The 23,390-nt window shown below is 64.4% G+C and carries 20 protein-coding genes; 12 read left to right on the forward strand and 8 right to left on the reverse strand.

The genetic code is table 11. The annotated features are described in order from the left end of the window. Positions 1-57: 57 nt before the first annotated feature. The gene (locus tag P6U25_RS26035) at positions 58-1,821 is read right to left on the reverse strand and encodes an ABC transporter ATP-binding protein (protein ID WP_407147621.1); all 1,764 of its coding nucleotides are present in this window, start codon (positions 1,819-1,821) and stop codon (positions 58-60) included. A 314-nt stretch (positions 1,822-2,135) separates the two neighbouring features. Here P6U25_RS26035 and P6U25_RS26040 point away from each other — a divergent pair, with 314 nt between their 5' ends. Then, positions 2,136-3,203 carry a glycosyltransferase family 4 protein gene (locus P6U25_RS26040; RefSeq protein WP_407147622.1) on the forward strand — a complete coding sequence of 356 codons (1,068 nt, stop codon included), beginning with the start codon at positions 2,136-2,138 and terminating at the stop codon, positions 3,201-3,203. 87 nt (positions 3,204-3,290) lie between these two features. On the opposite strand, the gene P6U25_RS26045 is transcribed toward P6U25_RS26040, so the two are convergent. Both P6U25_RS26045 and P6U25_RS26050 read right to left on the reverse strand, forming a co-directional pair. Next, positions 3,291-5,228 (reverse strand): alkyl/aryl-sulfatase, encoded by a 1,938-nt coding sequence (locus P6U25_RS26045; protein WP_407147623.1) that lies wholly within the window; start codon positions 5,226-5,228, stop codon positions 3,291-3,293. Positions 5,229-5,277: 49 nt separating this feature from the next. Further along, positions 5,278-7,098 (reverse strand): flavin-containing monooxygenase, encoded by a 1,821-nt coding sequence (locus P6U25_RS26050; protein ID WP_407147624.1) that lies wholly within the window; start codon positions 7,096-7,098, stop codon positions 5,278-5,280. 122 nt (positions 7,099-7,220) lie between these two features. Between P6U25_RS26050 and P6U25_RS26055 the strand changes: the two genes are divergently transcribed. Both P6U25_RS26055 and oxlT read left to right on the forward strand, forming a co-directional pair. Beyond that, positions 7,221-8,009 carry an IclR family transcriptional regulator gene (locus P6U25_RS26055; protein WP_407147625.1) on the forward strand — a complete coding sequence of 263 codons (789 nt, stop codon included), beginning with the start codon at positions 7,221-7,223 and terminating at the stop codon, positions 8,007-8,009. Between the two features lie 65 nt (positions 8,010-8,074). After that, positions 8,075-9,385: an oxalate/formate MFS antiporter gene (gene oxlT / locus P6U25_RS26060; RefSeq protein ID WP_407152615.1), complete on the forward strand. Its 1,311-nt coding sequence runs from the start codon at positions 8,075-8,077 to the stop codon at positions 9,383-9,385. A gap of 6 nt (positions 9,386-9,391) precedes the next feature. On the opposite strand, the gene P6U25_RS26065 is transcribed toward oxlT, so the two are convergent. Then, positions 9,392-10,396, reverse strand: coding sequence for an ABC transporter substrate-binding protein (locus P6U25_RS26065; protein ID WP_407147626.1), 1,005 nt, complete (start codon positions 10,394-10,396; stop codon positions 9,392-9,394). Positions 10,397-10,496: 100 nt separating this feature from the next. On the opposite strand from P6U25_RS26065, the gene P6U25_RS26070 reads away from it, so the two are divergent. The 6 genes from P6U25_RS26070 (at position 10,497) to P6U25_RS26095 (ending at position 16,058) form a co-directional block, all read left to right on the forward strand. Beyond that, positions 10,497-11,144 (forward strand): TetR/AcrR family transcriptional regulator, encoded by a 648-nt coding sequence (locus P6U25_RS26070; protein ID WP_407147627.1) that lies wholly within the window; start codon positions 10,497-10,499, stop codon positions 11,142-11,144. Between the two features lie 439 nt (positions 11,145-11,583). After that, positions 11,584-12,354 (forward strand): ABC transporter permease, encoded by a 771-nt coding sequence (locus P6U25_RS26075; protein ID WP_407147628.1) that lies wholly within the window; start codon positions 11,584-11,586, stop codon positions 12,352-12,354. Between the two features lie 15 nt (positions 12,355-12,369). Further along, positions 12,370-13,407, forward strand: coding sequence for an NAD-dependent epimerase/dehydratase family protein (locus P6U25_RS26080; protein WP_407147629.1), 1,038 nt, complete (start codon positions 12,370-12,372; stop codon positions 13,405-13,407). Then, the gene (locus tag P6U25_RS26085; protein WP_407147630.1) at positions 13,394-14,221 is read left to right on the forward strand and encodes a GNAT family N-acetyltransferase; all 828 of its coding nucleotides are present in this window, start codon (positions 13,394-13,396) and stop codon (positions 14,219-14,221) included. The genes P6U25_RS26080 and P6U25_RS26085 overlap by 14 nt, the downstream gene beginning before the upstream one ends. Positions 14,222-14,229: 8 nt before the next feature. Then, on the forward strand, positions 14,230-15,285 hold the full coding sequence (locus tag P6U25_RS26090; protein ID WP_407147631.1) for a dihydrodipicolinate synthase family protein: 1,056 nt from the start codon (positions 14,230-14,232) through the stop codon (positions 15,283-15,285). Next, positions 15,273-16,058: an ABC transporter ATP-binding protein gene (locus P6U25_RS26095; RefSeq protein ID WP_407147632.1), complete on the forward strand. Its 786-nt coding sequence runs from the start codon at positions 15,273-15,275 to the stop codon at positions 16,056-16,058. Before P6U25_RS26090 ends, P6U25_RS26095 begins: the two co-directional genes overlap by 13 nt. 33 nt (positions 16,059-16,091) lie before the next feature. Here P6U25_RS26095 and P6U25_RS26100 read toward each other — a convergent pair whose 3' ends face one another. The 4 genes from P6U25_RS26100 to P6U25_RS26115 all read right to left on the reverse strand — a co-directional run bounded on the left by P6U25_RS26100 (position 16,092) and on the right by P6U25_RS26115 (position 20,587). Further along, positions 16,092-17,210: an ABC transporter ATP-binding protein gene (locus P6U25_RS26100; RefSeq protein ID WP_407147633.1), complete on the reverse strand. Its 1,119-nt coding sequence runs from the start codon at positions 17,208-17,210 to the stop codon at positions 16,092-16,094. 3 nt (positions 17,211-17,213) lie between these two features. Next, positions 17,214-18,239, reverse strand: a complete 1,026-nt coding sequence (locus P6U25_RS26105; RefSeq protein WP_407147634.1) for an ABC transporter substrate-binding protein — start codon at positions 18,237-18,239, stop codon at positions 17,214-17,216. Between the two features lie 24 nt (positions 18,240-18,263). Further along, positions 18,264-19,952 carry an ABC transporter permease gene (locus tag P6U25_RS26110; protein ID WP_407147635.1) on the reverse strand — a complete coding sequence of 563 codons (1,689 nt, stop codon included), beginning with the start codon at positions 19,950-19,952 and terminating at the stop codon, positions 18,264-18,266. A 272-nt stretch (positions 19,953-20,224) separates the two neighbouring features. Then, the gene (locus P6U25_RS26115) at positions 20,225-20,587 is read right to left on the reverse strand and encodes a darcynin family protein (protein ID WP_407147636.1); all 363 of its coding nucleotides are present in this window, start codon (positions 20,585-20,587) and stop codon (positions 20,225-20,227) included. A 77-nt stretch (positions 20,588-20,664) separates the two neighbouring features. On the opposite strand from P6U25_RS26115, the gene P6U25_RS26120 reads away from it, so the two are divergent. The 3 genes from P6U25_RS26120 to P6U25_RS26130 all read left to right on the forward strand — a co-directional run bounded on the left by P6U25_RS26120 (position 20,665) and on the right by P6U25_RS26130 (position 23,389). Next, positions 20,665-21,288, forward strand: a complete 624-nt coding sequence (locus tag P6U25_RS26120) for a TetR/AcrR family transcriptional regulator (protein ID WP_407147637.1) — start codon at positions 20,665-20,667, stop codon at positions 21,286-21,288. A gap of 97 nt (positions 21,289-21,385) precedes the next feature. Then, entirely contained in the window at positions 21,386-22,786 is a 1,401-nt protein-coding gene (locus P6U25_RS26125) for an MFS transporter (protein WP_407147638.1), read from the forward strand. A 153-nt stretch (positions 22,787-22,939) separates the two neighbouring features. Further along, positions 22,940-23,389: a (2Fe-2S)-binding protein gene (locus P6U25_RS26130; protein ID WP_407147639.1), complete on the forward strand. Its 450-nt coding sequence runs from the start codon at positions 22,940-22,942 to the stop codon at positions 23,387-23,389. Position 23,390 lies beyond the last annotated feature (1 nt).

Here is a 23,390-nt window from a genome sequence, read left to right on the forward strand (position 1 = left end):
GCGACCCTTATTGCTGCAACGACGCACCGGAACGCAACAACGCTCGATGACGCGCGGTCAGGCCGCGCTGGTGGATAGGCGGCCCATCTCACGTGCGACCAGGTCGCGATAAGGACCCCTGCCCTTCACGAGGATGTCGGGCGGGCCGTCCTCGACGATCCGGCCACCCTGCAGCACGACCACGCGGTCGAAGCTGCGCAGCGTCGCGAGTCGGTGCGCAATCGCCACTACCGTACGCCCGCGCATCAGCCGCGACAACGCCTCGCGGATCGCCTCCTCGGATTCCGCGTCGAGCGCGGCGGTCGCCTCGTCGAGCAGCAGGATCGGCGCGTCCTTCAGGAAGGCCCGCGCGATCGCAATCCGCTGGCGCTGACCTCCGGAGACCTTGATGCCGCGGTCGCCGACGATAGTGTCCATGCCTTCCGGCAAGGTTTCGATGAAGTCGCAGCGCGCCGCGATTGCTGCCCGCAGCACCTCATCATCGGTCGCATCAGGACGACCGTAGCGGATATTCTCCATGATCGAACGATGGAACAGCGAGATGTCCTGCGGCACCACGGAGATCGCCGCGCGCAGGCTCTGCTGAGTGACGCGGGAAATGTCCTGGCCGTCGACCGTGATGCTGCCATGATCGACATCGTAGAAGCGCTGTAGCAGCGTGAACAGCGTGGACTTGCCGCCGCCGGACTGGCCGACCAGGCCGACCCTCTGACCAGGCTGGATGCGCAGGCTGAAGCGCTCGAACACCTGCAAGCCGCCGGGATAGCCGAACGAGACATTGTTGAACGCGATTGCCGCGCCGCTCTTCACCAGCGGCTCGGCCTCCGGATGGTCCTTCAGTTCGTGCGGCTGCAACAAGGTCGCGAGGGCCTCCGTCAGGCGTGCCAGATGTTGGGTGGCGTCGACCAGCGCCACTGCAAGATCGCGCGTCGCGCTGAGGATCGAGATGCCGAGCGTGCAGACCAGCACGACGTCCCCGGTGGTCGCCGCGCCTTGTTGCCAGAGATTGATGGCCCAGGCGAGCATCGCGACCGTCAGCACGACGGTCACGGCCGCGTGGGTGAGGCGCAGTTTCTCCAGGTAGCGAAGTGAACGGCCGCGCGCGATGAGTTCCCGGCTCACGGTCGCATCGAACCGATCGTGCTCGTAGCGCAGACCGCAGAATGCCCGCACCAATGGCAGGTTGTTGATGACGTCGACCATCTCGCCGTCGACTGCCGCAGCCTTGTTGGCATAGTCGTCATGCAGCGGCTTGCCGGCGGCCGCCATTCGGAACATCGCCACCACCATGGTTCCCGATATCACGACCAGGACGGCGGACATTGTCGCGCTGACGGTTCCAATCAGCGCGATCGCCGAAAAGGTCGCGATGCAGGGCGGCAACACGTTCCAGACGAACATGTTTTCGACCGTGAACACTGCGTTCGACGTCGCCGTGATCCGGCTGGTCAACATGCCCGGCAGCCGGTCCGAGAAATAGCTCGGGGCGTGGCCGGTGAGATGGCGGAACATGTCGCGGCGCAGATCGCCGGTCACGCTGACAAAGGTGAAACTTGCTGTCCAACTTGCAATTCGCCACAGGAAATTGTCGGCCGCGATCAGCGACATGAGCAGAGCGAATGCCAGCCATACGCCACCTGCGTAGGACGGTCCGGCGGATAGAGCGTCGACCAGACTCTTCACGCCGTATTGCGTGCCCACGGAGCAGGCAACCGCCGCGACCACGGCCGACAAAATTACAACATGCGACGTCAGCCGCTGGCGCAGATAGCGCAACACAAATGGAAAGGGACGGTGCGCATATCCTGAGAGATGGTCCATGACGTCCTGCAAAGCTGTTGAGGTGAACGAGAAATTTTTAATCGAAGCTCTCGTGCACGATGACGTGAAGGGCGGCGTTCGGATTCCTTGATGCAGCCATCACTGCGCAACAATTTTGCAACTCTGGCGTCGGCAAAAACGTGTTGGAGCGAGATGGCATCAGCAAGACCACAGTGTGAAGGAAGAAAGAACCGCCAGAACTTCCACATCTAAGGAACCTCGCACGTGCGAGAACGTTCCCGTCTTCGGCATGCCGGTGCCATCAGAGGGCTGAGGGTCTTGTTCATCCACATTACACACAAGGAGACGGAGAGATGCGCATCGCGCAGGTGGCCCCGCTGACGGAGGCTGTTCCCCCCAAGCTGTACGGCGGGACCGAACGGGTCGTGCACTGGTTGACTGAAGAACTCGTGGCTCTGGGCCATGACGTCACCCTGTTCGCCAGCGGCGATTCCAGGACGTCAGCGAAGCTCGATGCGACCTGGCCCAAGGCGTTGCGTCTCGACGGCTCCGTGCGCGATCCCAATGCGCTGCACATGGTGATGCTGGAGCGCGTCCGGCAGAAATGCGATGAGGACGAGTTCGATTTCCTGCACTTTCACCTCGACTATTACCCGTGGTCGCTGTTCTCGCGGGAGCCGACACCGTTCGTCACCACGTTGCATGGACGGCTCGATCTTCCCGAGCATCAGCCCGTCTTCAACACATTTCCGAAAATTCCAGTCATCTCGATCTCCAACGCGCAACGGCGGCCGGTACCGCAGGCGCATTGGGTGCGGACGATTCATCACGGGCTGCCGGAGGACCTGCTGACCCCCCAACCGACCAGCCCGTCCTATCTGGCGGTGCTCGGACGCATCGCGCCGGAAAAGGGCATCGACCGTGCCATCAAGATCGCGACTCGCTGCGGCATTCCGCTAAAAATCGCGGCAAAGGTCGACCGCGCCGACCAGGAATATTACGACGAGCTGATCAAGCCGCTGATCAAGGAGAATCCGCTGGTCGAGTTCATCGGCGAGATCAGCGACCGGGAGAAACCGGATTTCCTCAGCGGCGCGATCGGGCTTTTGGTTCCGATCGACTGGCCGGAGCCGTTCGGCCTCGTGATGATCGAGGCGATGGCCTGCGGCGCGCCGGTGATCGCCTATAACCGCGGCTCTGTGCCAGAAATCATCGAGGACGGCGTCACCGGCTTCATCGTCGAGGACGAGATCAGTGCCATTTCGTCCGTCGGCCGTCTCGGCACACTCGACCGCACTGCGATCCGCAAGCAATTCGAGACCCGCTTCACCGCGCGCCGCATGGCATTGGACTATCTCGCCGCCTATCGCGGCCTGATGGAAGCCAAGCCACGCTTCCAGTTGGTCGCGAGCGCCGAGTAATGGTTACGGCGGCCGATCGAATGATCCGGCGGGTCAGCACATCCGTGCCGACCTGTCGGATCGTTCGATTGCCGTGTCGCTGCGTGTTCACGTCACCACGATCCGTTTCGGCTCGACGATCTCGAACATCCGCGGAAATTCGTCCATCAGCGCCATCAGCTCGGCGAGCCGCGCCGCGTCGCCCACGACCTTGATCTTGCCGGCGGCGACCGCGTCGGGGAACGTGGTCAGCTTGGCGATGACCTCGTCGAGCGTGCTCCGCGCCAGCGTAAAGCCGGCATGGGCATCGGATGCCTGCGCACCTCTTACATAGGTCAGTGCCGAATTTTCCAGATTGAGGACGAAGGTCTCAGCGGTATCGCTGAAGCTCCAGTTCAGCACGATGCGCTTGCCTTCCGCCTTGGGACCGTTGAGGCGAACACCGAGCACGTCGAACATCTGCTCCGTGCGAAGCGCAGCCAGCGTCTCGCGCGGCGTCGACGAGCGCGGCGGCGTCTTCGGCATGCCCTGCCGCAGCTCCTGGGCGCCGAACAGGTAAGCATTGCGCCAGGTCGAGCTTTCCGCGGCGTAACCGAGTTGCTCGAAAGTGTCGGCGAGCAGCGCGCGGGCGGCCGCATTGTCGGGCTCGGCGAACACGAGATGGCTGACAGCCTGGGCCACGAAGCGGAATTCGCCCTTGGCAAAATCCGCCGCGGCGCGTTTCAGGATCGCGTCCGCGCCGCCCATATACTCGACATATTTCTTGCCCGATGCGACTGGCGGCAGCGGATCGAGGTTGACCGGATTGGCATCGTACCAGCCGAGATACTTCTGATAGATCGCCTTCACATTATGCCTGATGTGGCCGTAATAGCCGCGGCCGTGCCAGGCGCCTTCGAGGCTCTGCGGCAGGCGGATGGTCTCGGCGATCTCGGCGGCGTTGAGCCCGTGATTCATCAGGCGGATGGTCTGGTCGTGGGCATATTTGTAGAGGTCGCGCTGCTCGCGGATCATGGAGTCGATCCGCTCCCGCCCCCACACCGGCCAGTGATGCTGGCCGCACATCGCCTCCGCCTTGCCGCCCCACATCTGCAGCGCCTCACCGAGATATTTCGACCAGGCCAGCGCGTCGCGGACATCGGCGCCGCGGAACGGCAGCAGATTGTGGAAATTATGCGTGCAGTTCTCGGCGAGGTTTAGCAGCTTGTAGCGCGGGATGAAGAAATGCATCTCCGCCGGCGCCTCGCTGTTCGGCGCCATCTGAAACTCGAACTCCACACCGTCGATGACGCGCTTGTCGCCTGTCGCGATGATGAGGTCGGTCGGCCGCAACAGCGCCACCGCGCCCGCTGCCATCGTCTTGCCGAGGCCGCAATCGACGTGCCCGTGCACGCCCTTGGCGAGGAACGGTCCGAACTGGTATTGCGCGCGGCGCAGCATCGCCGGTCCCGCGATGATGTTCTCGGAGACCGCGTGCTCCATAAAGAAGTTCGGCGCGATGATCGGCACGCCGGCCGCCTGCATTGCGTCACCGAGCACGCCGCGCGCGCCGCCCCAATGGTCGGTATGGGTATGGGTGAAGATGACGGCCACAACCGGCCGCTTGCCGCGATGCTTGAAGTAGAGCTCCATCGCAGCGCGAGCGCCCTCGATCGAGGTCAGCGTGTCGACCACGATCACGCCGGTGTCGCCCTCGATCAGCGTCATGTTGGCGATGTCGAGCCCGCGCACCTGGTAGACACCGGGCACCACCTCGAACAGGCCGTGATGCATGTTGAGCCGTGATTGCCGCCACAGGCTGGGATCGACGGTCGGCGGCGCGGCCTCCTCGGAGAGGAAGCCATAGGGCTCAAGACTCCACACCACCCGGCCTTGAGCGTTGACAATCTTCGCGCTCTCGATGGTGCCGAGGAAGCCGCACGCGGCGTCGTCAAAATCGCGCGTGTCCGAGAACGGCAACGCCTTCAGCGTCGCCTGATGCTGCGCGACGACGGATGCGGATGCGGCCTTGGGCCCTTGTTCGGACATTTCGCCGGCGGTTGCCATGGTTGTTCACTCCCTCACACAACGGATATCAAACGCTGATCGCCTCGCTTTAGCGAAACTGCACACCTTCAAACCGGCCACTGCGGCGCCATTCGTCGATATATTTGAAGTAGGCTGAGGCGCCGGCGGGATGGCCGACGTTGAGGCGGGCGGCGGGCCCCGGCTCGCGGCCCTCGTTGTTGTAATAGCCGGGCGTGCAATCGGGTCCGCCGATCATCCGGCCGACGCCGGTCAACAGCAGTTCGACCCAGCGATCCTCGGCCTCCTTGCTGACCTCGATCGCCTCGAAGCCATTGTCCTGCGCATGACGGACCATGAGCGCGATGGTCCGCGCCGTGTCCGTCAGATTGTGCGGCACGTTGGAAATCAGGTTCGCGCCCTGCGTCGGCTGCACGAAGAACACATTGGGGAAGCCGTGCACGTGAATGCCGTGCTTGGTGCGCATGCCCTGCCCCCAATAGTCCGACAGCTTGACGCTGCCGCGGCCGGTCAGATCGAACCCGGCGCGGCGCTTGTACTCGGTGCCGACCTCGAAGCCGGAGGCGTAGATGATGCAGTCGAGCTCATATTCCTTGCCGGCGACGACGATGCCGCGCTCGGTGATCCCTTCGACGCCCTTGCCGTCGGTATCAATCAGATGCGTACCCGTCGTGTTGAACGCCTGAAGATAGGCGTCGTGGAAACAGGGTCGCTTGCAGAGCTGGCCATACCAGGCCTTGAGGTTCTTGGCGGTGTCGCGATCGCGGACGATGGCATCGACCCGGTTGCGGATCTCCTCCATCTTTTCGAAGTCGGACTCTTCGAACGCGGCCCGCATGTTCTCCACGGTCCGTTGCTCGCGCGGCAGCAGCACGATCTTGGCGCGGATCCGCTTGGACAAATCGGTCCAACCGTCCTGCACCAGATCCTCTTCCGCCGAGCCGCCGGCCTGGTTGGCGGTGAAATTCTCCAGCCAGCGCTGCTGCCAGCCCGGCGTCGCGATGCCTGCGAACCACTCGGGGTCGATCGGCGCATTGCCGCGCACGTCGACCGACGACGGCGTGCGCTGGAACACATAGAGCTCCTTGCAGGCGCGGGCGAGATGCGGCACGCACTGCACGGACGTCGCGCCGGTGCCGATGATGCCGACGCGCTTGTCGGCGAGCTTGTGCATCGCAGCGCCGCCAGGATCACCGCCGGTGTAGCCGTAATCCCAGCGGCTGGTGTGGAACGAGTGGCCCTTGAAGGTCTCGATGCCGGGAATCCCGGGCAGCTTCGGCACGTGCAGCGGACCGGTGCCGATGCCGACATATTGCGCGGTAAAGGCGTCGCCGCGGTTGGTGCGGATGGTCCAGCGCGATTGTGCCTCGTCCCAATCGAGGCTCACGACCTCGGTGTGAAACAGCGCGTTCCCGTAGAGGCCGAAATGCCGGCCGATGCGCTGGCAGTGCGCGAGGATCTCGGGCGCATGCGCGTATTTTTCCGACGGCATGTGGCCGGTCTCTTCCAGGAGCGGCATGTAAACCATCGAGGCCGTATCGCACTGCGCGCCGGGATAGCGGTTCCAGTACCAGGTGCCGCCGAAATCGCCGCCCTTCTCGACGATGCGGACGTCCTTGACGCCGGCCTCGGTCAGCCGCGCCGCGGTGGCAAGCCCGGCAAAGCCGCCGCCGATGAAGGCGAAGGTGACATGATCGGTCTTCGCCGCGCGCTCAGTGACCGGCGTATAGGGATCATCGAGATAATGCGCGAGCTGTCCCTTGATCTGCAGGTACTGGTCGTTGCCGTCGGGACGCAGCCGCTTGTTGCGCTCCTCCCGATACTTCTGGCGCAGCCGCTCCTTGTCGACTCCGGAAGGCTTTGCATCCCGGGCTTGCTCGATCGTCGTCATCGGAAGGCGCCTCGCTCCAGTGGTTATTTATCGTTATTCGCCGACATAAGCTGATATTGGAACGATTGGCAAATCTATTTCGATATATTGACAATAATTGCCATTTAAGACCATTATTCTGCATGATAGCACCTTCTCCGGCCCAAGCTCAGACGGATCCCTCTTTTGCGACCACCCTGGCGCACGGGCTCGACGTACTGGCGGCCTTCCGCAATCACCCCGGCTCGCTGTCGAATGCCGAGCTCGCGCTGCATACCGGCCTGTCGCGGCCGACCGTGTCGCGGCTGACCTATACGCTGGAGCAGCTCGGCTATCTCAGGCGCGACGCCAAGGGCCGCTTCGTGCCCGGGCTCGGCGTGCTCGCCGCCGCCTATCCTGTACTGTCATCACTGAAAGTGCGTCAGCTCGCGCGCCCGCTGATGCGCGACTTCGCAGCGTACGCCGGCGGCACCGTGTCGCTCGCGATGCCGTTCGGGCTCGACTTCATCTATGTCGAGACCCTGCGCACCACGGATGCGGCGCCGCACGTTCCCGACGTCGGCTTTGTCTCTTCGCTGGCGCCGACCGCGGTCGGACGCGCGCTGCTGTCGTTGTTCACCGGGGATGAGCTCGACGCCTATGTGGCGCGCGTGAAGGCTGATCGGCCCGACGACCTCGACTATGTCCGCAAGCGGACCCTGCCCGACACCGAATTGTGCCGGGAGCGCGGCTTCGCGGTCTCGCTCGGCGAGTGGCGGCGCGAAATCTTCGGCGTCGCCGCACCGCTCTATCGCACGCCGACCGGCGAATGCCTGTCGGTCAATTGCGGCGTTCCCTCATTCCGCTTCAGCCCGGAGCAGATCGAGCGCGAATGCGGCCCGCGCATCCTCGGGCTCGCGCGCAGCATCCGCGCGCTGGTCACGGAGGGGTAGACCGCGCATCGGCGGAACCTGCACAAACTTCCGCGCGTTAGTTTGCGGGGCGAGGAGTGACCTCGATGACCGCAACCCCACAAACCGATCAGCCCGTCGAGCGGGCGTCCGAAGCGACCCGTTGGGGCCAGCTCATAATCGGCATCATCTGCATGGTGATGATCGCCAACCTCCAATATGGCTGGACACTCTTCACGATTCCCATCAGCCAGAAATTTGGTTGGAGCCTGGCCTCGATCCAGGTGGCGTTCACGCTGTTCGTGCTCTTTGAAACCTGGCTGGTGCCCGCCGAGGGCTACCTCGTCGATCGCTTCGGGCCGCGGATCGTCGTCTTCGCGGGCGGGTGGCTCACCGGGCTCGCCTGGGTTCTCAACTCCTTCGCAAGCTCGCTTTCGATGTTGTACATCGCCCAGATCATCGGCGGGCTCGGGGCGGGAGCCGTTTACGGCACCTGCATCGGAAACGCGCTGAAGTGGTTTCCGGACCGCCGCGGGCTCGCGGCCGGATTGACCGCCGCCGGCTTCGGCATCGGCTCGGCGCTTACGATCATTCCCATTCAACGGATGATTTCAACGCATGGCTACCAGAATACGTTCTTGACCTTCGGCATCGGCCAGGGCGTCATTGTGATAGTGCTGTCGTTATTGCTTTTTGCGCCGCTGCGTGGACAGGCCCCGGAAGCCTCGACGCTTGTGCAGCAAGGCCGCCTCCAATATCAACCGTTGCAGGTGCTCAGAGAGCCGACCTTCTGGGTCATGTATCTGATGTTCATGCTGATGGCGGCGGGCGGATTGATGGCGACGGCGCAACTCAAGCCCATCGCCAAGGACTTTCATCTCGACACCACGCCGGTCACGTTGATCGGCATCACCCTGCCGGCGTTGACGTTTGCATTGACGATCGATCGCGTCCTCAACGGACTGACGCGGCCGTTCTTCGGCTGGGTCTCCGACTTTCTCGGTCGGGAGAACACCATGTTCATTGCCTTCACGTTGGAGGGCATCGGCATATGGGCGCTGTACGTGTATGGGCAAAACCCGCTGGGATTTGTGCTCCTGAGCGGGGTCGTCTTCTTCGCCTGGGGTGAGATCTACAGCCTCTTTCCCGCCGCCTGCACGGATTGCTTTGGCGTCAAGTACGCCACGACCAATGCGGGCCTGCTGTACACAGCGAAGGGAACGGCGTCACTGCTTGTCCCGCTCGCCAACGTGCTGGTGGTGGCGACTGGCGGCTGGAAGAGCGCCTTTATCATCGCCTCGCTCTTCAACATCATTGCCGCGCTGATGGCCATCTTTGTTCTCAAGCCGATGCGGCACAAGCTGGTGACGCGCGCAGGCGAAGAGCAAGCGTGGGTTGCCGGAACGCAGCCGACCTGACAGAGGTCACTTCTTCACCTTGCTCGCATCCATCTTGATGCTGCTGTCGAGCATTCTGGTCGTGAATGCGGTGTCGACATCGAACGGCTTCTCCATGCCGAGATAGGTCTGGACCAGCTCGTAGTCCTTCTTCATCCGCTCGCCGTCGATCCAGCCGAGCGCCCTGGTCGTAGTGAACTCGTCGGTCATCAGATACTTGATGCGCTCCCACTGCCGCTCCTGGTTCTCCTTGTCGAGACCGGAGGCCTGCTCGAGCAGCGCCTTCAGACACGGCGCGACGTCGGCGACGCAGGCGGCATAGGCCTTCTGGGTGATCCGCACGAAGTCTTCGACCAGCTTCGGGTGCTTGGCCATATAGGCGCCGTTGACGACGAGCGAATTGCCGTAAGGGTTGAGGCCGATATCTTTCCAGTTGAGGTAGCCGAGGTCCTTACCGAACTCGATCACCTTCAGGTCGTGCTCGTTGTAGAAGTCGCTGATGATATCGACGGTGTGGCTCTTGAGCGCCGCGATCTTGGCGGTCGGACCGACATTTACAAACGTCACGGAATCGGGAGCGATGCCAGCGGCCTTGGCGAAGGCCGGCCACATCACACGCGAGGCGTCGCCGGGCGGGTTGCCGATCTTGTGGCCGGGAAAATCCTTCGGCCCGTTCACGCCGTAGCTCTTCAGCCAGTAGAAGGTCTGGCCGGTATTGGCGTAGATGCTCATCAGCGCAACGACATCGGCGCCCTTGCCCTTGGCGACCAGCATGGTCGCAAGGTCGGCGATGCCGAATGGCGAGCCGCCCGAACCGACCTTCAGCGCCGAGACGCCGGAGCCCTTGCCGACCTCGATGGTGAGATCGATGCCGGCCTTCTCGTACCAGCCCTGCGCCTTGGCATAGTAGAACGGCGAATGGTCGGCGGTCGGTGTCCAGTTCAGGATCAGGTTGACGGCCTCGCCCGCCACGGACGGCGCCGCCGGCATCGCGAACGCGATCGCCAAAGCTGCCGCTCTCAACCCTCTCATCGCATCCTCCTCTGGCCACAAGGCCGGCCTTGTCGCCGCACGTCCCTGACGCTACCAATGCAACAGAGGACGAGACGAGTTGTCAACTGTTTGGTTGGAAATGCTCAAGAGACGATCGGACGACATCAAGCCGCAGCGCCGCGACCCCGTCGCCACGAAGAAGAAGCTCTTGACCGCCGCGCGGCGGGAATTTGCGGAGAATGGGCTCGCCGGCGCAAGGGTCGACGAGATCGCGGCACGCGCCGGCGTCAACAAGCAGCTCGTCTATCACTATTTCGGCGACAAGGACGCGCTCTACCTCGCCGTGCTGGAATGGGTCTATGAGGAGATCCGCGAGCAGGAGCGCAAGCTCAATCTCGAAGGCCTGCCGCCGGATGCGGCGATCAAGACGCTGATCGAGGCCTCATTCGACCATCTCGCCGCGCATCCCGACTTCATCGTGCTGTTGAACGACGAGAACCGCGGTGGCGCGCGCCATGTCCGCGGCTCCAGCAGGCTCGAGGCAATGCATTCGCCGCTGGTCAGCAGCGTCTCGAAGATCCTGGCTGAGGGCGTCCGTGCCGGCATCTTCCGCAAGGGCGTCAACCCCGTGCATCTCTACATCTCGATCGCGGGCTTGAGCTATTTCTTCTTCTCCAACACGCCGACGCTGTCGGCGATCTTCGGCAAGGACCTCTCCAGCCCGGCCGAGAGGCGCGCCCGGCGGAAGCATGTGGTCGATCTCGTGATGCAGTCGCTGCGGCCGTAGCGGGTCGCAGGGTGCTGTGGGTGCAGCGCGAGGTAAGCGCACTCCTCAGGCTTCCCTCCCCCTTCATGTCCGCCGAAGCCTTGGCGAAGGCGAAGCAATCCATGCTCCCGCACGTGCGGAGCAATGGATTGCTTCGTCGCTATCGCTCCTCGCAATGACGGTTTGAGACATTGAGCGAGAACTCCCGTCAGCGTCGTCCCGGCGAAGGCCGGGACCCATCACCCCGAATACTCATTGTTGCGCGACGCTGGGGCCACCTTCCCGCTTCCAATCGAATCCGGTGGTTATGGGTCCCGGCCTTCGCCGGGACGACGGGGGTGGATGTGGAGCCGTCCCAGCGCTCACCTCTAATCAACCAGATGGTTGAAAGCTGCCGCAGACCGCGATAGGTTGCCCCGGCGCCCCCGGGGATCAGGCGGAACGACAGGGAGTAAATCAGGTGTTCAACGGCAGAGGACGGTCGGCGCGGTCATTTGCGATCATCCTGATCGCGCACCTGGCCGTGATCGTGCTCTGGCAGATCGTGGTCGACGCCTTCCACATCCCGACATTCATCCTGCCCTCGCCGCTGGAAACCATCGCGACGCTTGGCGCCGCCAAATATGCCTGGCTGCAAAATCTGCTGGTGACCGCGGCCGAGATCCTCGGCGGCTTCTGCCTCGGAGCCTTGGTCGGCGTCGCGCTCGCCGTCGTCTTCACCTGGTCGCCGCTGGTCAGCCTGGTGCTGCTGCCGCTGTTCGTGACCATGAACATGATCCCGAAGGTCGCGCTGGGGCCGCTCGTCATCGTCTGGTTCAGCTACGGCATCGTGCCCAACATGCTGATTGCGTTCTCGATCTGCTTCTTCCCGATCCTGCTGACCACCGCGCGCGGACTGAGCGAGGTCGAGCCTGATCTGCTCGATCTGGTGAAATCGCTGCGCGGCTCACGCTGGACGATCTTCCGCAAGATCCAGTTGCCGGGCTCGCTGCCTTATGTGTTCTCCGGCATGAAGGTCGGCGCCATCCTAGCGGTGGCCGGCGCGATCGTCGGCGAGTTCATCGCCTCCGAGCGCGGGCTCGGATACCTGATGATCCAGGTGCAGTCCTCGCTCGACACGCCCGCGATGGTGATGGCCGTGGTGCTGCTCACCCTGCTCGGCGTGGCCCTTTACGGCCTGGTGCTCGGCCTCGAACGGCTGTTCGTGGTCCGCGACGTCAGGCTGCAATAACAACAGGAACGACCCATGCTGCTCACCCGCGACACCCTGCCCGATACAATCCCCGACATCGCCGCGCTCGACGAGCTGTTGTGCCGACCGAGCCAGGCGCTGATCGACGATCTCTGCAAAGTCGACGGCGACATCATGATCCTGGGTGTCGCCGGCAAGATGGGGCCGACGCTGGCGGGCCTCGCCAAGCAGGCTCTGCCCGATCGCCGCGTGATCGGCGTCGCGCGCTTCAGCGATCCCGAGGTGAAGCACTGGCTGCAGGCCCGCGGCATCGAGACCATCAATTGCGATCTGCTGGACGAGGTCGCGATCAAGGCGCTGCCGAAGAGCCCGAACATCATCTTCATGGCCGGCCGCAAGTTCGGCGCGGAGGGCGATCTCTCACTGACTTGGGCGATGAACGCGCATGTTCCGGCGCTGGTCGCGCAGGCCTTCGCCGGCTCGCGGATCGTCGCGTTCTCGACCGGCTGCGTCTATCCCTTCGTTCCGGTCGAGGGCAAGGGCGCGGGCGAGGACGTGGCACCGAACCCGCCCGGCGAGTATGCGCAGTCCTGCGTCGGACGAGAGCGCATGTTCGAGTATTTCTCCCGCAAGTTCTCCACGCCGGGCCGCCTGTTCCGCCTCAACTACGCGATCGACATGCGTTACGGCGTGCTGCACGATATCGCCAGCAAGGTGTATCTGGGCCAGCCGATCGACGTCAGCCTCGGCCACGTCAATTTCATCTGGCAGGGCGATGCGGCGGCACAGGCGCTGCGCTGTCTCGCGCATTGCGACACGCCGACCTCGCCGATCAATGTCAGCGGCCACGAGATCCTCGCGGTGCGCGACCTCGCCGCCAAGTTCGGCCAGCGTTTTGGCCGCGCGCCGGTGATTGTCGGCAAGGAGGAACCGACCGCCTGGCTGACCAACACATCGCGGGCCGTGAAACTGTTCGGCCTGCCAATCGTCGATACTGACCAGCTCGTCGCATGGACCGCCGACTGGGTGGCGCGGTCGATGCCGAGCCTCGGCAAGCCCACCAAATATGAGGTGCGCGATGGCCGGTACTGACGACCTCGCAATCGTCGAGCTCGGCGTCGGTGATGCGCCGGCCGGCCTCGCGCTATCGACGGAAGCGCAGTGGAACCAGAACGAGGCCGACTGGCAATTTTTCCTGAGCCACGGCATCGTGTTCGGCGTGCGCGACAGGGACAATCTGATCGCGACCGCGGCGCTATTGCCCTACACGGATGGCAATGCCTGGATCAGCATGGTGCTGGTCACCGCGAGCTGGCAGCGCCGCGGCATCGCAACGCGGCTGGTGGATGCCTGCCTTGAGGCAGCGCGAAAGCGGAACCTGACGGCATGGCTCGACGCCACGCCGGCAGGTGCTGCGGTCTATGGTCCCCTTGGCTTCACCCCGACGCTTGAGCTGCGCCGGCTTCGCCTGACCAATGCGACGAGAGGACGTGAAGGCGGGCAAGCGTCACTGAGCGGACGGGCCGACGATCTGGTGAGGCGCGACCGGAGCGCGTACGGCTTTGAACGCAAAATGTTGCTGGAGGAGTTTTGCGGGCGCTCCGGCTCGCGCCTCACGTCGAACGGCAACGCGATCGCGCTGGTCCGCGACGGCCGCGTCGCCCGCCATGTCGGGCCGCTGTTTGCCGACGATGCAGCGAGCGCCATTGCGCTGGTCTCAGCCATCGCGGAATCCGAGACGCGGCCGCTGATCATCGACGTCGTGCATACGCAAGCCGATTTCCTGAAGGGGCTCGTCGCCTCGGGCTGGACCGTCGAACGCTCGTTCCAGCGGATGCGCTTCGGCCCCCGGACCGCGCCGGGTACCGAGCAGCCCTTCGCCGTCGCCGGACCGGAATTTGGATAGGACACGCCATGCATCATAGCGACATCAACCCAGAGATCCGCAAGCTGATCGCCGACGGCACGGTGGTGCCCGCGCATCCGCTCGCGCTCGATTCCCAGCGCCGGCTCGACGTCAGGCATCAGCGCGCGCTGACGCGCTATTACATCGACGCCGGCGCGGGCGGGCTCGCCGTCGGCGTTCACACCACGCAGTTCGCAATCCGCGATGTCGGCCTCTACAAGCCGGTGCTGGAGCTTGCCGCCGAGACCGCTGCGGCCTGGAGCAAGCGGCTGCTGGCGATGGTTGCTGGACTCGCCGGCCCCACAAGTCAGGCCGTTGCGGAAGCGCAGGTCGCGCGCAGCGTCGGTTATCACGCCGGCCTGCTCAGCCTCGCCGCGATGAAATCCGCCTCCGAGGACGAGATCATCGCGCATTGCGAGGCGGTCGCGACGGAGATCCCGCTGGTCGGCTTCTACCTGCAACCGGCAGTCGGCGGCGTGATCCTCAGCGCCGATTTCTGGCGGCGCTTTGCCACGATCGACAACGTTATCGCGATCAAGATCGCGCCGTTCAACCGCTACCGCACCCTCGACGTGCTGCGTGGCGTCGCTGCCGCAGGCGCACTCGACCGCGTCGCGCTCTACACCGGCAACGATGACCATATTCTGCTCGACCTGACGCTGCCGTTTGACTTGCGCGACAACGGCGTCACCACGCGCGTCTACTTTAAGGGCGGCCTGCTTGGCCACTGGTCGGTGTGGACCGCGAGCGCCATCAGGCAGTTCGAGGCCTGCAAGGCGGCCCGCCACAAGGAGACCGTGCCGGCGGACCTGCTCGCGCTCGATGCCCGGGTCACCGATTGCAACAGCGCCTTCTTCGACGTCGCCAACAATTTCCATGGCTGCATCGCCGGCTGCCACGAGATCCTGCGGCGCCAAGGGCTGATGCAGGGCATCTGGTGCCTCGATCCGGCCGAAGGCCTGAGCCCGGGCCAGATGGCCGAGATCGACCGGGTCTGCCGCGAGCATGCCGATCTGTCCGACGATGCGTTCGTCGCCGCCAACCTGGAGAAATGGCTGGCATGACGGCGGAGCCCTTCATCAGCCTGCGCAACGTCCGCAAACTCTACCGGTCGAAGGGCAGCGAATTCCTCGCGGTCTCCGACGTCACCATGGACGTGCAGCAGGGCGAGCTGGTGTCGCTGGTCGGCCCCTCCGGTTGCGGCAAGACCACCGTGCTGAAGATCCTGGCCGGCCTGCACGCCGCCGACGGCGGTACCGTCAGAATCGGCAACGCCACGACACCGTTCGACCCGGCGCGCGACATCGGCATGGTGTTCCAGCAGGCGCTGCTGTTGAAGTGGCGCACCATCCTCGACAATGTGCTGCTGCCGGCGGAGATCGTGGGCTTGCCGATCAAGGCGGCGCGCGAGCGGGCGCGCGATCTGCTCAAGATGGTCGGGCTTGCCGGCTACGAGGACAAATATCCCCAGCAGCTCTCCGGCGGCATGCAGCAGCGCACCGCGATCGCGCGCGCCTTCGTCCACGATCCGAAGCTGATCCTGATGGACGAGCCATTCGGCGCGCTCGATGCGCTGACCCGCGAGCAGATGAATCTGGAGATGCTGCGGATCTGGCGCGAGAGCGGCAAGACCGTCATCTTCGTCACGCACAGCATCCAGGAAGCCGTGTTCCTGGCCTCGCATTGCGCCGTGCTGACGGCGGGACCAGCGCGGATGTCCGAGTATTTTCCGATCGACCTGCCCCTGCCGCGCGATTTGCCGATCAAGACCACAGATGCCTTCGGCGCTTATGCGCGGCGGATCTATGCGAGCCTGGGGTTAGGCGCGCATAGCTAGGATGTCGCCGGACCGCCGATCGTCGGGCCACCGCTAGTCGTAAGATGACGTCGCGCCGCTGTCGCGATAGGCCCACAGGCATTCACGCGGCAGCGAGACCGGGGCCTCGACGCCGACCTGATGCCGCGCGGCGGTGCCGAGCTCGACCGCCTCCAGCCGCTTGCCGAACAGCTCGATGCTGTAGGCGGTCTGGGTGCCCTGATAGCGGCGGTCGAGCACCTTGGCTGCGAACGTGTTGGCGCCGTTGGCACGGCCGATCGCGATGTTCTCCGGCCGCAGCGCCACGCGCACCTTGTCGTCCGGTCCGAGCGCATGAAGCAGCGCCACCTCGCCCTGCCGGCCGTCGCCGAAATCAACCACGCCATAATTGCCGTTGCACGTGACGAGCCGGCCCGCGAGCTCGTTGGTGGCACCGGTGAAGTTGGCGACGAACAGGTCGGCCGGGCGGTTGTAGATGGCATCGGGCTTATCCATCTGCAACAGCCTGCCGTCACGCATCACCCCGATGCGGTCGCCGAGCACGACCGCCTCGGCCTGGTCGTGAGTGACGTAGAGCGCGGTCATACCGGTCTGCTTGAGGATGACGCGCAGGTCATCGCGCAGCCGCAGCCGCAGCTTGGCGTCGAGATTCGACAGCGGCTCGTCGAGCAACAGCAATTGCGGCCGGTAGACGATGCTGCGCGCCAGCGCAACGCGCTGCATCTGTCCGCCCGACAGCGCGACCACCGGGCGGTCGGCATATTCGGACAGGCCGACCAGCGTGAGCGTCTCCTCGACCATGCGGTTCGCCTCGGCGCGGCCGATGCGCCGGTGCTTCAGCGGATAGACCACGTTCTGCCGCACCGTCATGTGCGGCCACACCGCATAGGACTGGAACACCATGCCGAGGTCGCGCGATCGCGGCGGCACCAGGACGCCGCGCGCCGGCGACGACACCACGCGCCCGGATATGCTGATCTCGCCACCGGTCGGATGCTCGAGCCCGGCGACGCAGCGCAGGGTCGTGGTCTTGCCGCAGCCGGACGGGCCGAGCAGCACCACGATCTCGCCGGCCGGCACCGTGAAGCTGACGCCGTCGATGGCCGGGCGGCCGACCGCGAACTGCTTCCTGAGTTCGGTGACCTCGAGCGTCGCCGTCATCGCTGCACCCATCGCCTATTGCCGATACCCGAACGTCTTGTCCCAGTCCGCGACCCACGCCGCGTGCAGCTTCACGTACTGGTCGAAGTTCGGATACCAGAGCTTCACCACCTTGGGATCGAACCCTTCGGGGAACGCCGGCGGCTCCTTCAACGAGGTGAGGTTGCCGAGCTCCTTGATCATGAAGGTCTGCCCCTCCTTGGAGAGGCACCAGTTCAGGAACAGCTTCGCCGCATTCGGATGCTCCGCCGTCTTCGGGATGCCGGTGGCGTAGGGATTGACCGGCGCGCCCTCGGGCGGGAAGAAGATCTCGATCGGGGCGCCGTCCTTCTTCTTCTGGTAGATCACGTTGTAGAGCAGCGGCGCTATCGCAATCTCGCCGCGCACCAGTGCATCGGCCGTCGGCGCGCCGGAGGGATAGAGCACCGGATGCGTGGCGGCCTGCTTGGCCCAGTAATCCTCGCCGAGCACCTGGCGCTCGAACATGATCCGCGTCCAGGTCGTGCCGCCGGACTGTGCGAACACCTGCCCGATCAACTTGTCATATTGCGGCTTGGTGAGGTCCATCCACGACTTCGGCGGATCCTTCACCAGCTCGGTGTTGTAGGCGATCGACCAGGCGATGGTCGCGCGTGGCCAGAGCTTTGGCGAGATCAGCGCGTCCTTGCTGTAGTCGGCCGCATTCGGCGGCGCATAGTCCTGGAACAGGTCTTCGAGCGGCTGCATCAGCGCGCGGTCGGAGTGATCGACCACATCGGCGATCAGCTTGCCGGCGGCGGCCTCGGTCTTCACGCGCGTGATGAGCTGGCCGCCCGGCGCGCGCACCATCTCGATCTGGATCTCGGGGAAGCGCTTGTTGAACGCCTTGATCACCTGCTGCTCGATCTCGGCGAAATTCGCGGTGTAGTAGACGAGCTTGCCCTCGGCCTTCGCGGCCTTGATCAGTTCGGGCGAGCCGACCTCCTCGGCTCGCGCCACGGGCGGCAGCGCCAGCGCCGCGACGCTGGCCAAAGCCATTGTGGTGAAGGTTCGTCTATCCATCGCCAATCCTCCCCTCGTTTGTTGTTATCCGGTCCGCGTCACGTTGCGCTGCGCGGCGCCGCGCGACAGCCAGTTGGCGCCGCCGATCAGGACGCCGAGCAGCACCGTCTGCACCAGGCTGAAGGCCGCGGTCTTTCCGATATTGCCGCCCTCGTAATAGTCGAGCAGCAACACCGACATCACCATGGTGTTGCTGGTGTAGAGGAACAGCGACGAGCCGAGCTCACGGATCGCCAGCACGAACAGCAATGTCATCGCGGCCAGCACGCCGGGCCGCGCCAGCGGCAGCACGATCGTGCCGATGGTGCCGAGCATGCCCCGGCCGCAGACCCAGGCGGCCTCCTCGAGCTCGCGATGGATCTGCATGAACGAGGTCGACAGCGCCTTCACGGTATCGGGCATGAAGCGTGCGATGAAGGCGAGCGCGAGAATCCAGATCGTGCCGTAGAGTCCGCCGGGCACGCCGATCCAGGCCCAGAGATAGGCGACACCGACCACGAGGCCAGGGATCGCGACCGGCAGCGTCGAGATCAGGTCGATCGCGCGCCGTCCGGACACCTGCGTGCGATGGATGGTGTAGCCGATCGCAAACGCCAGCGCGCCGCCGGCGACCGCCGTGATGATGCCGACCTCGACGGCATTGTAGATCGATTTCATCGTCAGCGGATTGTCGAAAATGCTCTGGAAATGCATCAGCGAATATTGCCGCATGTCGAACAGGCTCGCGACATCGCGGATGAACATGAACTTGCGGAAGGCAGCCACGATCAGCGCCAGCGACGGCAGCACCACGACGATGAGGAGATAGGCGACGCCGAGCGCAAAGGTGAGCCAGCGCCATGGCCCGAGATCGAGGCTGCGCGGCCGAAACGCCTTGCCCGCGACGGTGGTGTAGCTGCGCCCGCTCAGCACTTTCTGCTGGAGATAGACCAGGAGCCCCGTCACCACCATCAGCAGGATCGCGACCGCGGCGGCGGTATTGTAGAGCGGCGGCGACCAGTTGGTGAGCTTGAAGATGTAGGTCGTGAGCACGTTGAGGTTGCTCGGCGCGCCCAACACCGCGGGGATGCCGTAGATTCCAAGCATCACGATGAAGGACAGCAGCATGCCGGACACGATCGCCGGCATGATCAGCGGGAACGTCACCGTGAACAGGGTCGCGAACGCGCTGGCACCGGAGATTTCCGCGGCCTCCTCCAGGCTCGGATCCATGTTGCGCAGCGCGGACGAGGTGAACATGTAGACATAGGGCGCGTAGTAGATGCCGAACACGAACACCAGGCCCCACATCGAATAGAAATCGACCCGCAGGTCCGATCCCATCCACTTGAACACCGTGTTGATCAGCCCGGTCTTCGGCGAGCCGAGAATGGCCCAGGCGACACCCGCCACCAGCGGCGGCGCGAACAGCGGCAGGATGCTGGCCGCGGCGATGAAGGCCTTGAACGGTGTATTGGTGCGAACGACGATCCAGGAAAACAACAGCCCGATCGCGACGGCAATGGCCGTGCCGCCACCACAGGCGATCAGCGTATTGAGCAACGCCTCCCCGACATTCGGGTTGGCGAGCACGGTGAGGAAGTTGGTGACCGACAGGTGGCTGAGGCTGAGACGGATGCCGTCCACCACCGGATTGGTGTCGGTCAGCGCGCCGAGCAGCAGCATCAGGACGGGATAGAGGACCAGGAAAGTCAGCAGCGCCAGCAGCGCCATGACCCAGACTCCGGAGAACGCGCGGCGACGAGCGCCCTCACTGGCGCCACGCGTGACTTCGCTGCGCCGGTCCGCCTGTCCGTGCAATGCGCTTCCCCTCTGCAGCCGCATTCTGGTCGCGCGGCGAGCTTGTATGCCAAGGGTAGTCGATCGCTCCGATGACGCAAGTTATCCGAAAGTCGCCTGCGCGCGATCCAGTGACGCACCCGCGAACACAGGAGGCGCGGGCGCGACGCGCCGGCCCGGAACCGTCCGGGCCGGCTCGCGCCATCCTAGGTCAGATAGTTGCCTTCGAGCGCCGGGAGGATGTCGAGCACTTCGAAATAATGATCCCAGAACGGCGTCTCACGAAGGTGGTCGCAAAACCACGCCCAGGCCGAGAGATCACGGGTTTCGCAGATCATCACATCGGTCGCCCGGGTCGAGAAGGCCTCCGGCTCGAACCAGCGGATTCTCAGCTCGGGACGTCGCCGGAGCAGCGGGATGATCTCCTTGTCCAGGAACGCGCGGCGCTGCTCGGTTTTGAGGTCGAGCCAATGACGCGTGGTCTTGACCATGACAAAGATGTGAAACGTGTGGGGATCATCCTCGTGTTCGGGAAGCACGGGGGACGTTGTCGATTGCAGTGTCACCATTGATTGGTTCTCCTTTCACCTCCATAATGTGAGTAAATGCTCATATTCCGCAACTCGCGTTTCCGGAGCGCAGTCTCATGCCGGTGAAACGGCACACGAAGGCCCGAAAACAGCCACTTCAGCAGCGCTCGCGGGAAACCGTTGCGGTGATCCTGGAAGCGGCGGCTCGCGTTTTGGAGGAACGCGGGCTCGAGGGTTACAATACCAATGCGGTGGCGGAGCGCGGCGGGATCAGCGTCGGTTCGGTCTACCAGTACTTCCCGAACAAGGACGCGCTGACGCTGGCCTTGATCGCCAAGTTCGAGACCTCGCTGCTGGAAAAGATGCGCGAGGCGATCGCGGCGGCCGAGGGCAAGAGCCTGGTGGCGTCACTGAACCTGCTCGTTCGCGCTCAGCTCGAGGTGCATGCCGAGCGGGCAAACCTCAACCGCATCCTGGAGACCGAGGAGGATCGCCTGCGCCCCAAATCGGCCGATTTGTCGGCAACGAGCGAATTGCGAAAGCTGATCGGCAAGTTGCTGGCCAGACATCGCCGCGAGATCCGCAGTCCCATCGACGACGATGCCGTCGAAGACCTGATCGTGATCTCCCGCGCCCTGGTGGATCATGCGCTCCAGAAGGATTTGTCACGCCCCGCGGCGACCCGCCGGGTCCTGCGCGCCATCGAGGGATATTTGCACGGGCCTTGTCGGAGCGCGTGATGCCTCCAAGGCCGCATCGCATACGCCTCATGCAGCCGTGCGGCTGTGGAATGCGGCGCCGGCGTAGTACACGGCGACCCTCGGAGACATCAAAGGCATGCTCGAAAAGACCCCGACGGCCGGCGCACCCTCGGCGCCCAAGACCGATGGATTGCCCTGGGAGCGCCGCCGCTGGGCGGTGGCCGCGATCTTCACGGCGCTGGCAATGGCCTCGCTCGATACCGCAATTGCCAACATCGCGCTGCCGGCGATCGCCAACGATCTTCATGTCAGCCCCGCCGAGGTCGTCTGGGTGGTCAATGTCTACCAGATCGTCCTGGTCGCGACGCTATTGCCGCTCGGCGCACTCGGCGAAATCGTCGGCCACCAGCGTATCTATCTCGGCGGCCTTCTGCTGTTCACGGCAGCGTCACTCGGTTGCGCGCTGGCCTGGTCGCTGCCCAGCCTTCTGGTCGCGCGAACCCTGCAGGGGCTCGGTGCCAGCGGCCTGATGAGCGTGAATACCGCGCTGGTGCGCTTCGTGTACCCGAGCCGGATGCACGGCCGCGGCTTCGGCCACAATGCGCTCGTCGTCGCCACCGCCTTCACGCTCGGACCGACCATCGCCTCCGGCATCCTCGCGCTCGGGCCCTGGCCCTGGCTGTTCGCGGTCAACATTCCGTTCGGCCTGATCGCGGTCGTGATCGGCCTGAAGACGCTGCCGCCGACACCGCGCGCCACTCACGCCTTCGACTTCCTCGGTGCGGCGCTCGCCAGCGCTTGTCTCGGCCTGTTCATCACGGGAATCGGAAGTGCGGCACACAAGGCGGCGCCGTCACTGGTGATCGCCGAACTCGTGGGCGCCCTGGTGTTCGGCTGGATCCTCACCCGGCGGCATGCCGAGCATCCCGCGCCGATGCTGCCGATCGATTTATTCCGCCGGCCCGTTTTTGCGCTGTCCGCCCTCACCGCGATCTGCTCATTTGCTGTGCAGGGGCTCGGCTTCGTGTCCTTGCCGTTCTATTTCGAGGACGTCTTGCACCGGTCCCAGGTCGAAACCGGCTTCTTCATGACGCCCTGGCCGCTGGTCGTCGCCGTGATGGCACCGATCGGCGGACGGCTCTCCGACCGCTACCCGGCCGGCATTCTCGGCGGCATCGGCCTGCTGCTGCTCGGCGTCGGCATGGCGCTGCTGGCAAGCCTGCCGGCTGAGCCCAGCATCGCCAATATCGTCTGGCGCATGATGATCTGCGGCCTCGGTTTCGGCTTCTTCCAGACGCCCAACATGAAGGCGATCATGTCGAGCGCGCCGCCGCACCGCAGCGGCAGTGCCAGCAGCATCGTCGCGACCGCGCGGCTGATCGGGCAGACCACGGGCGCGGCCCTCGCCGCATTGTGCTTTGCGATAGCCGATCGCGAGGGCGCGACGCTCGCGCTCGCATTGGGCGCGGGCTTTGCGGCGATCGGCAGCGTCATGAGCTTCCTGCGGCTGGCTGTCGCTTCACCGAAAAAAGCATGACTGCCATGTGGCTTCGATGGGTGCGGCTGAACACCGCGCCAGCGACGATCTTCCCGCGTCGCAAACGCATTTTCTTGATTTGAACGGTTCCAGTTTCAAGGCCAACATCGCGGCGAAGTTCAATCGGTGGATTGGACCAATCAGGGGAACGCGATGGCAAACCTCAAAATAAACGGCAAGGCAATCAACGTAGATGTCGAGGACGACACGCCGCTGCTCTGGGCTATCAGAGAAAACGTCGGGCTGACGGGGACCAAATACGGTTGCGGCATCGCGCAATGCGGCGCCTGCACCGTGCATATCGATGGCGTCGCGATGCGCTCCTGCGGCGTCACGGTCAGCGAAGCCGCAGGCAAGGAGATCATCACCATCGAGGGCCTCGGCCCCAACGGCGCGCTGCATAAGGTGCAGCAGGCCTGGATCGCCAATGATGTGCCGCAATGCGGCTATTGCCAGAGCGGCATGATCATGGCGGTGGCGGCACTGTTGAAGGAGAACCCCAAGCCGACCGACCAGGACATCGACGACGCCATCACCAACATCTGTCGCTGTGGCACCTTCCAGCAGGTGCGCGAGGCGATCCATGCTGCCGCAAGCGCGTGAG

The organism is Bradyrhizobium sp. ORS 86 (genome assembly GCF_045571475.1).
Lineage (GTDB): Bacteria > Pseudomonadota > Alphaproteobacteria > Rhizobiales > Xanthobacteraceae > Bradyrhizobium.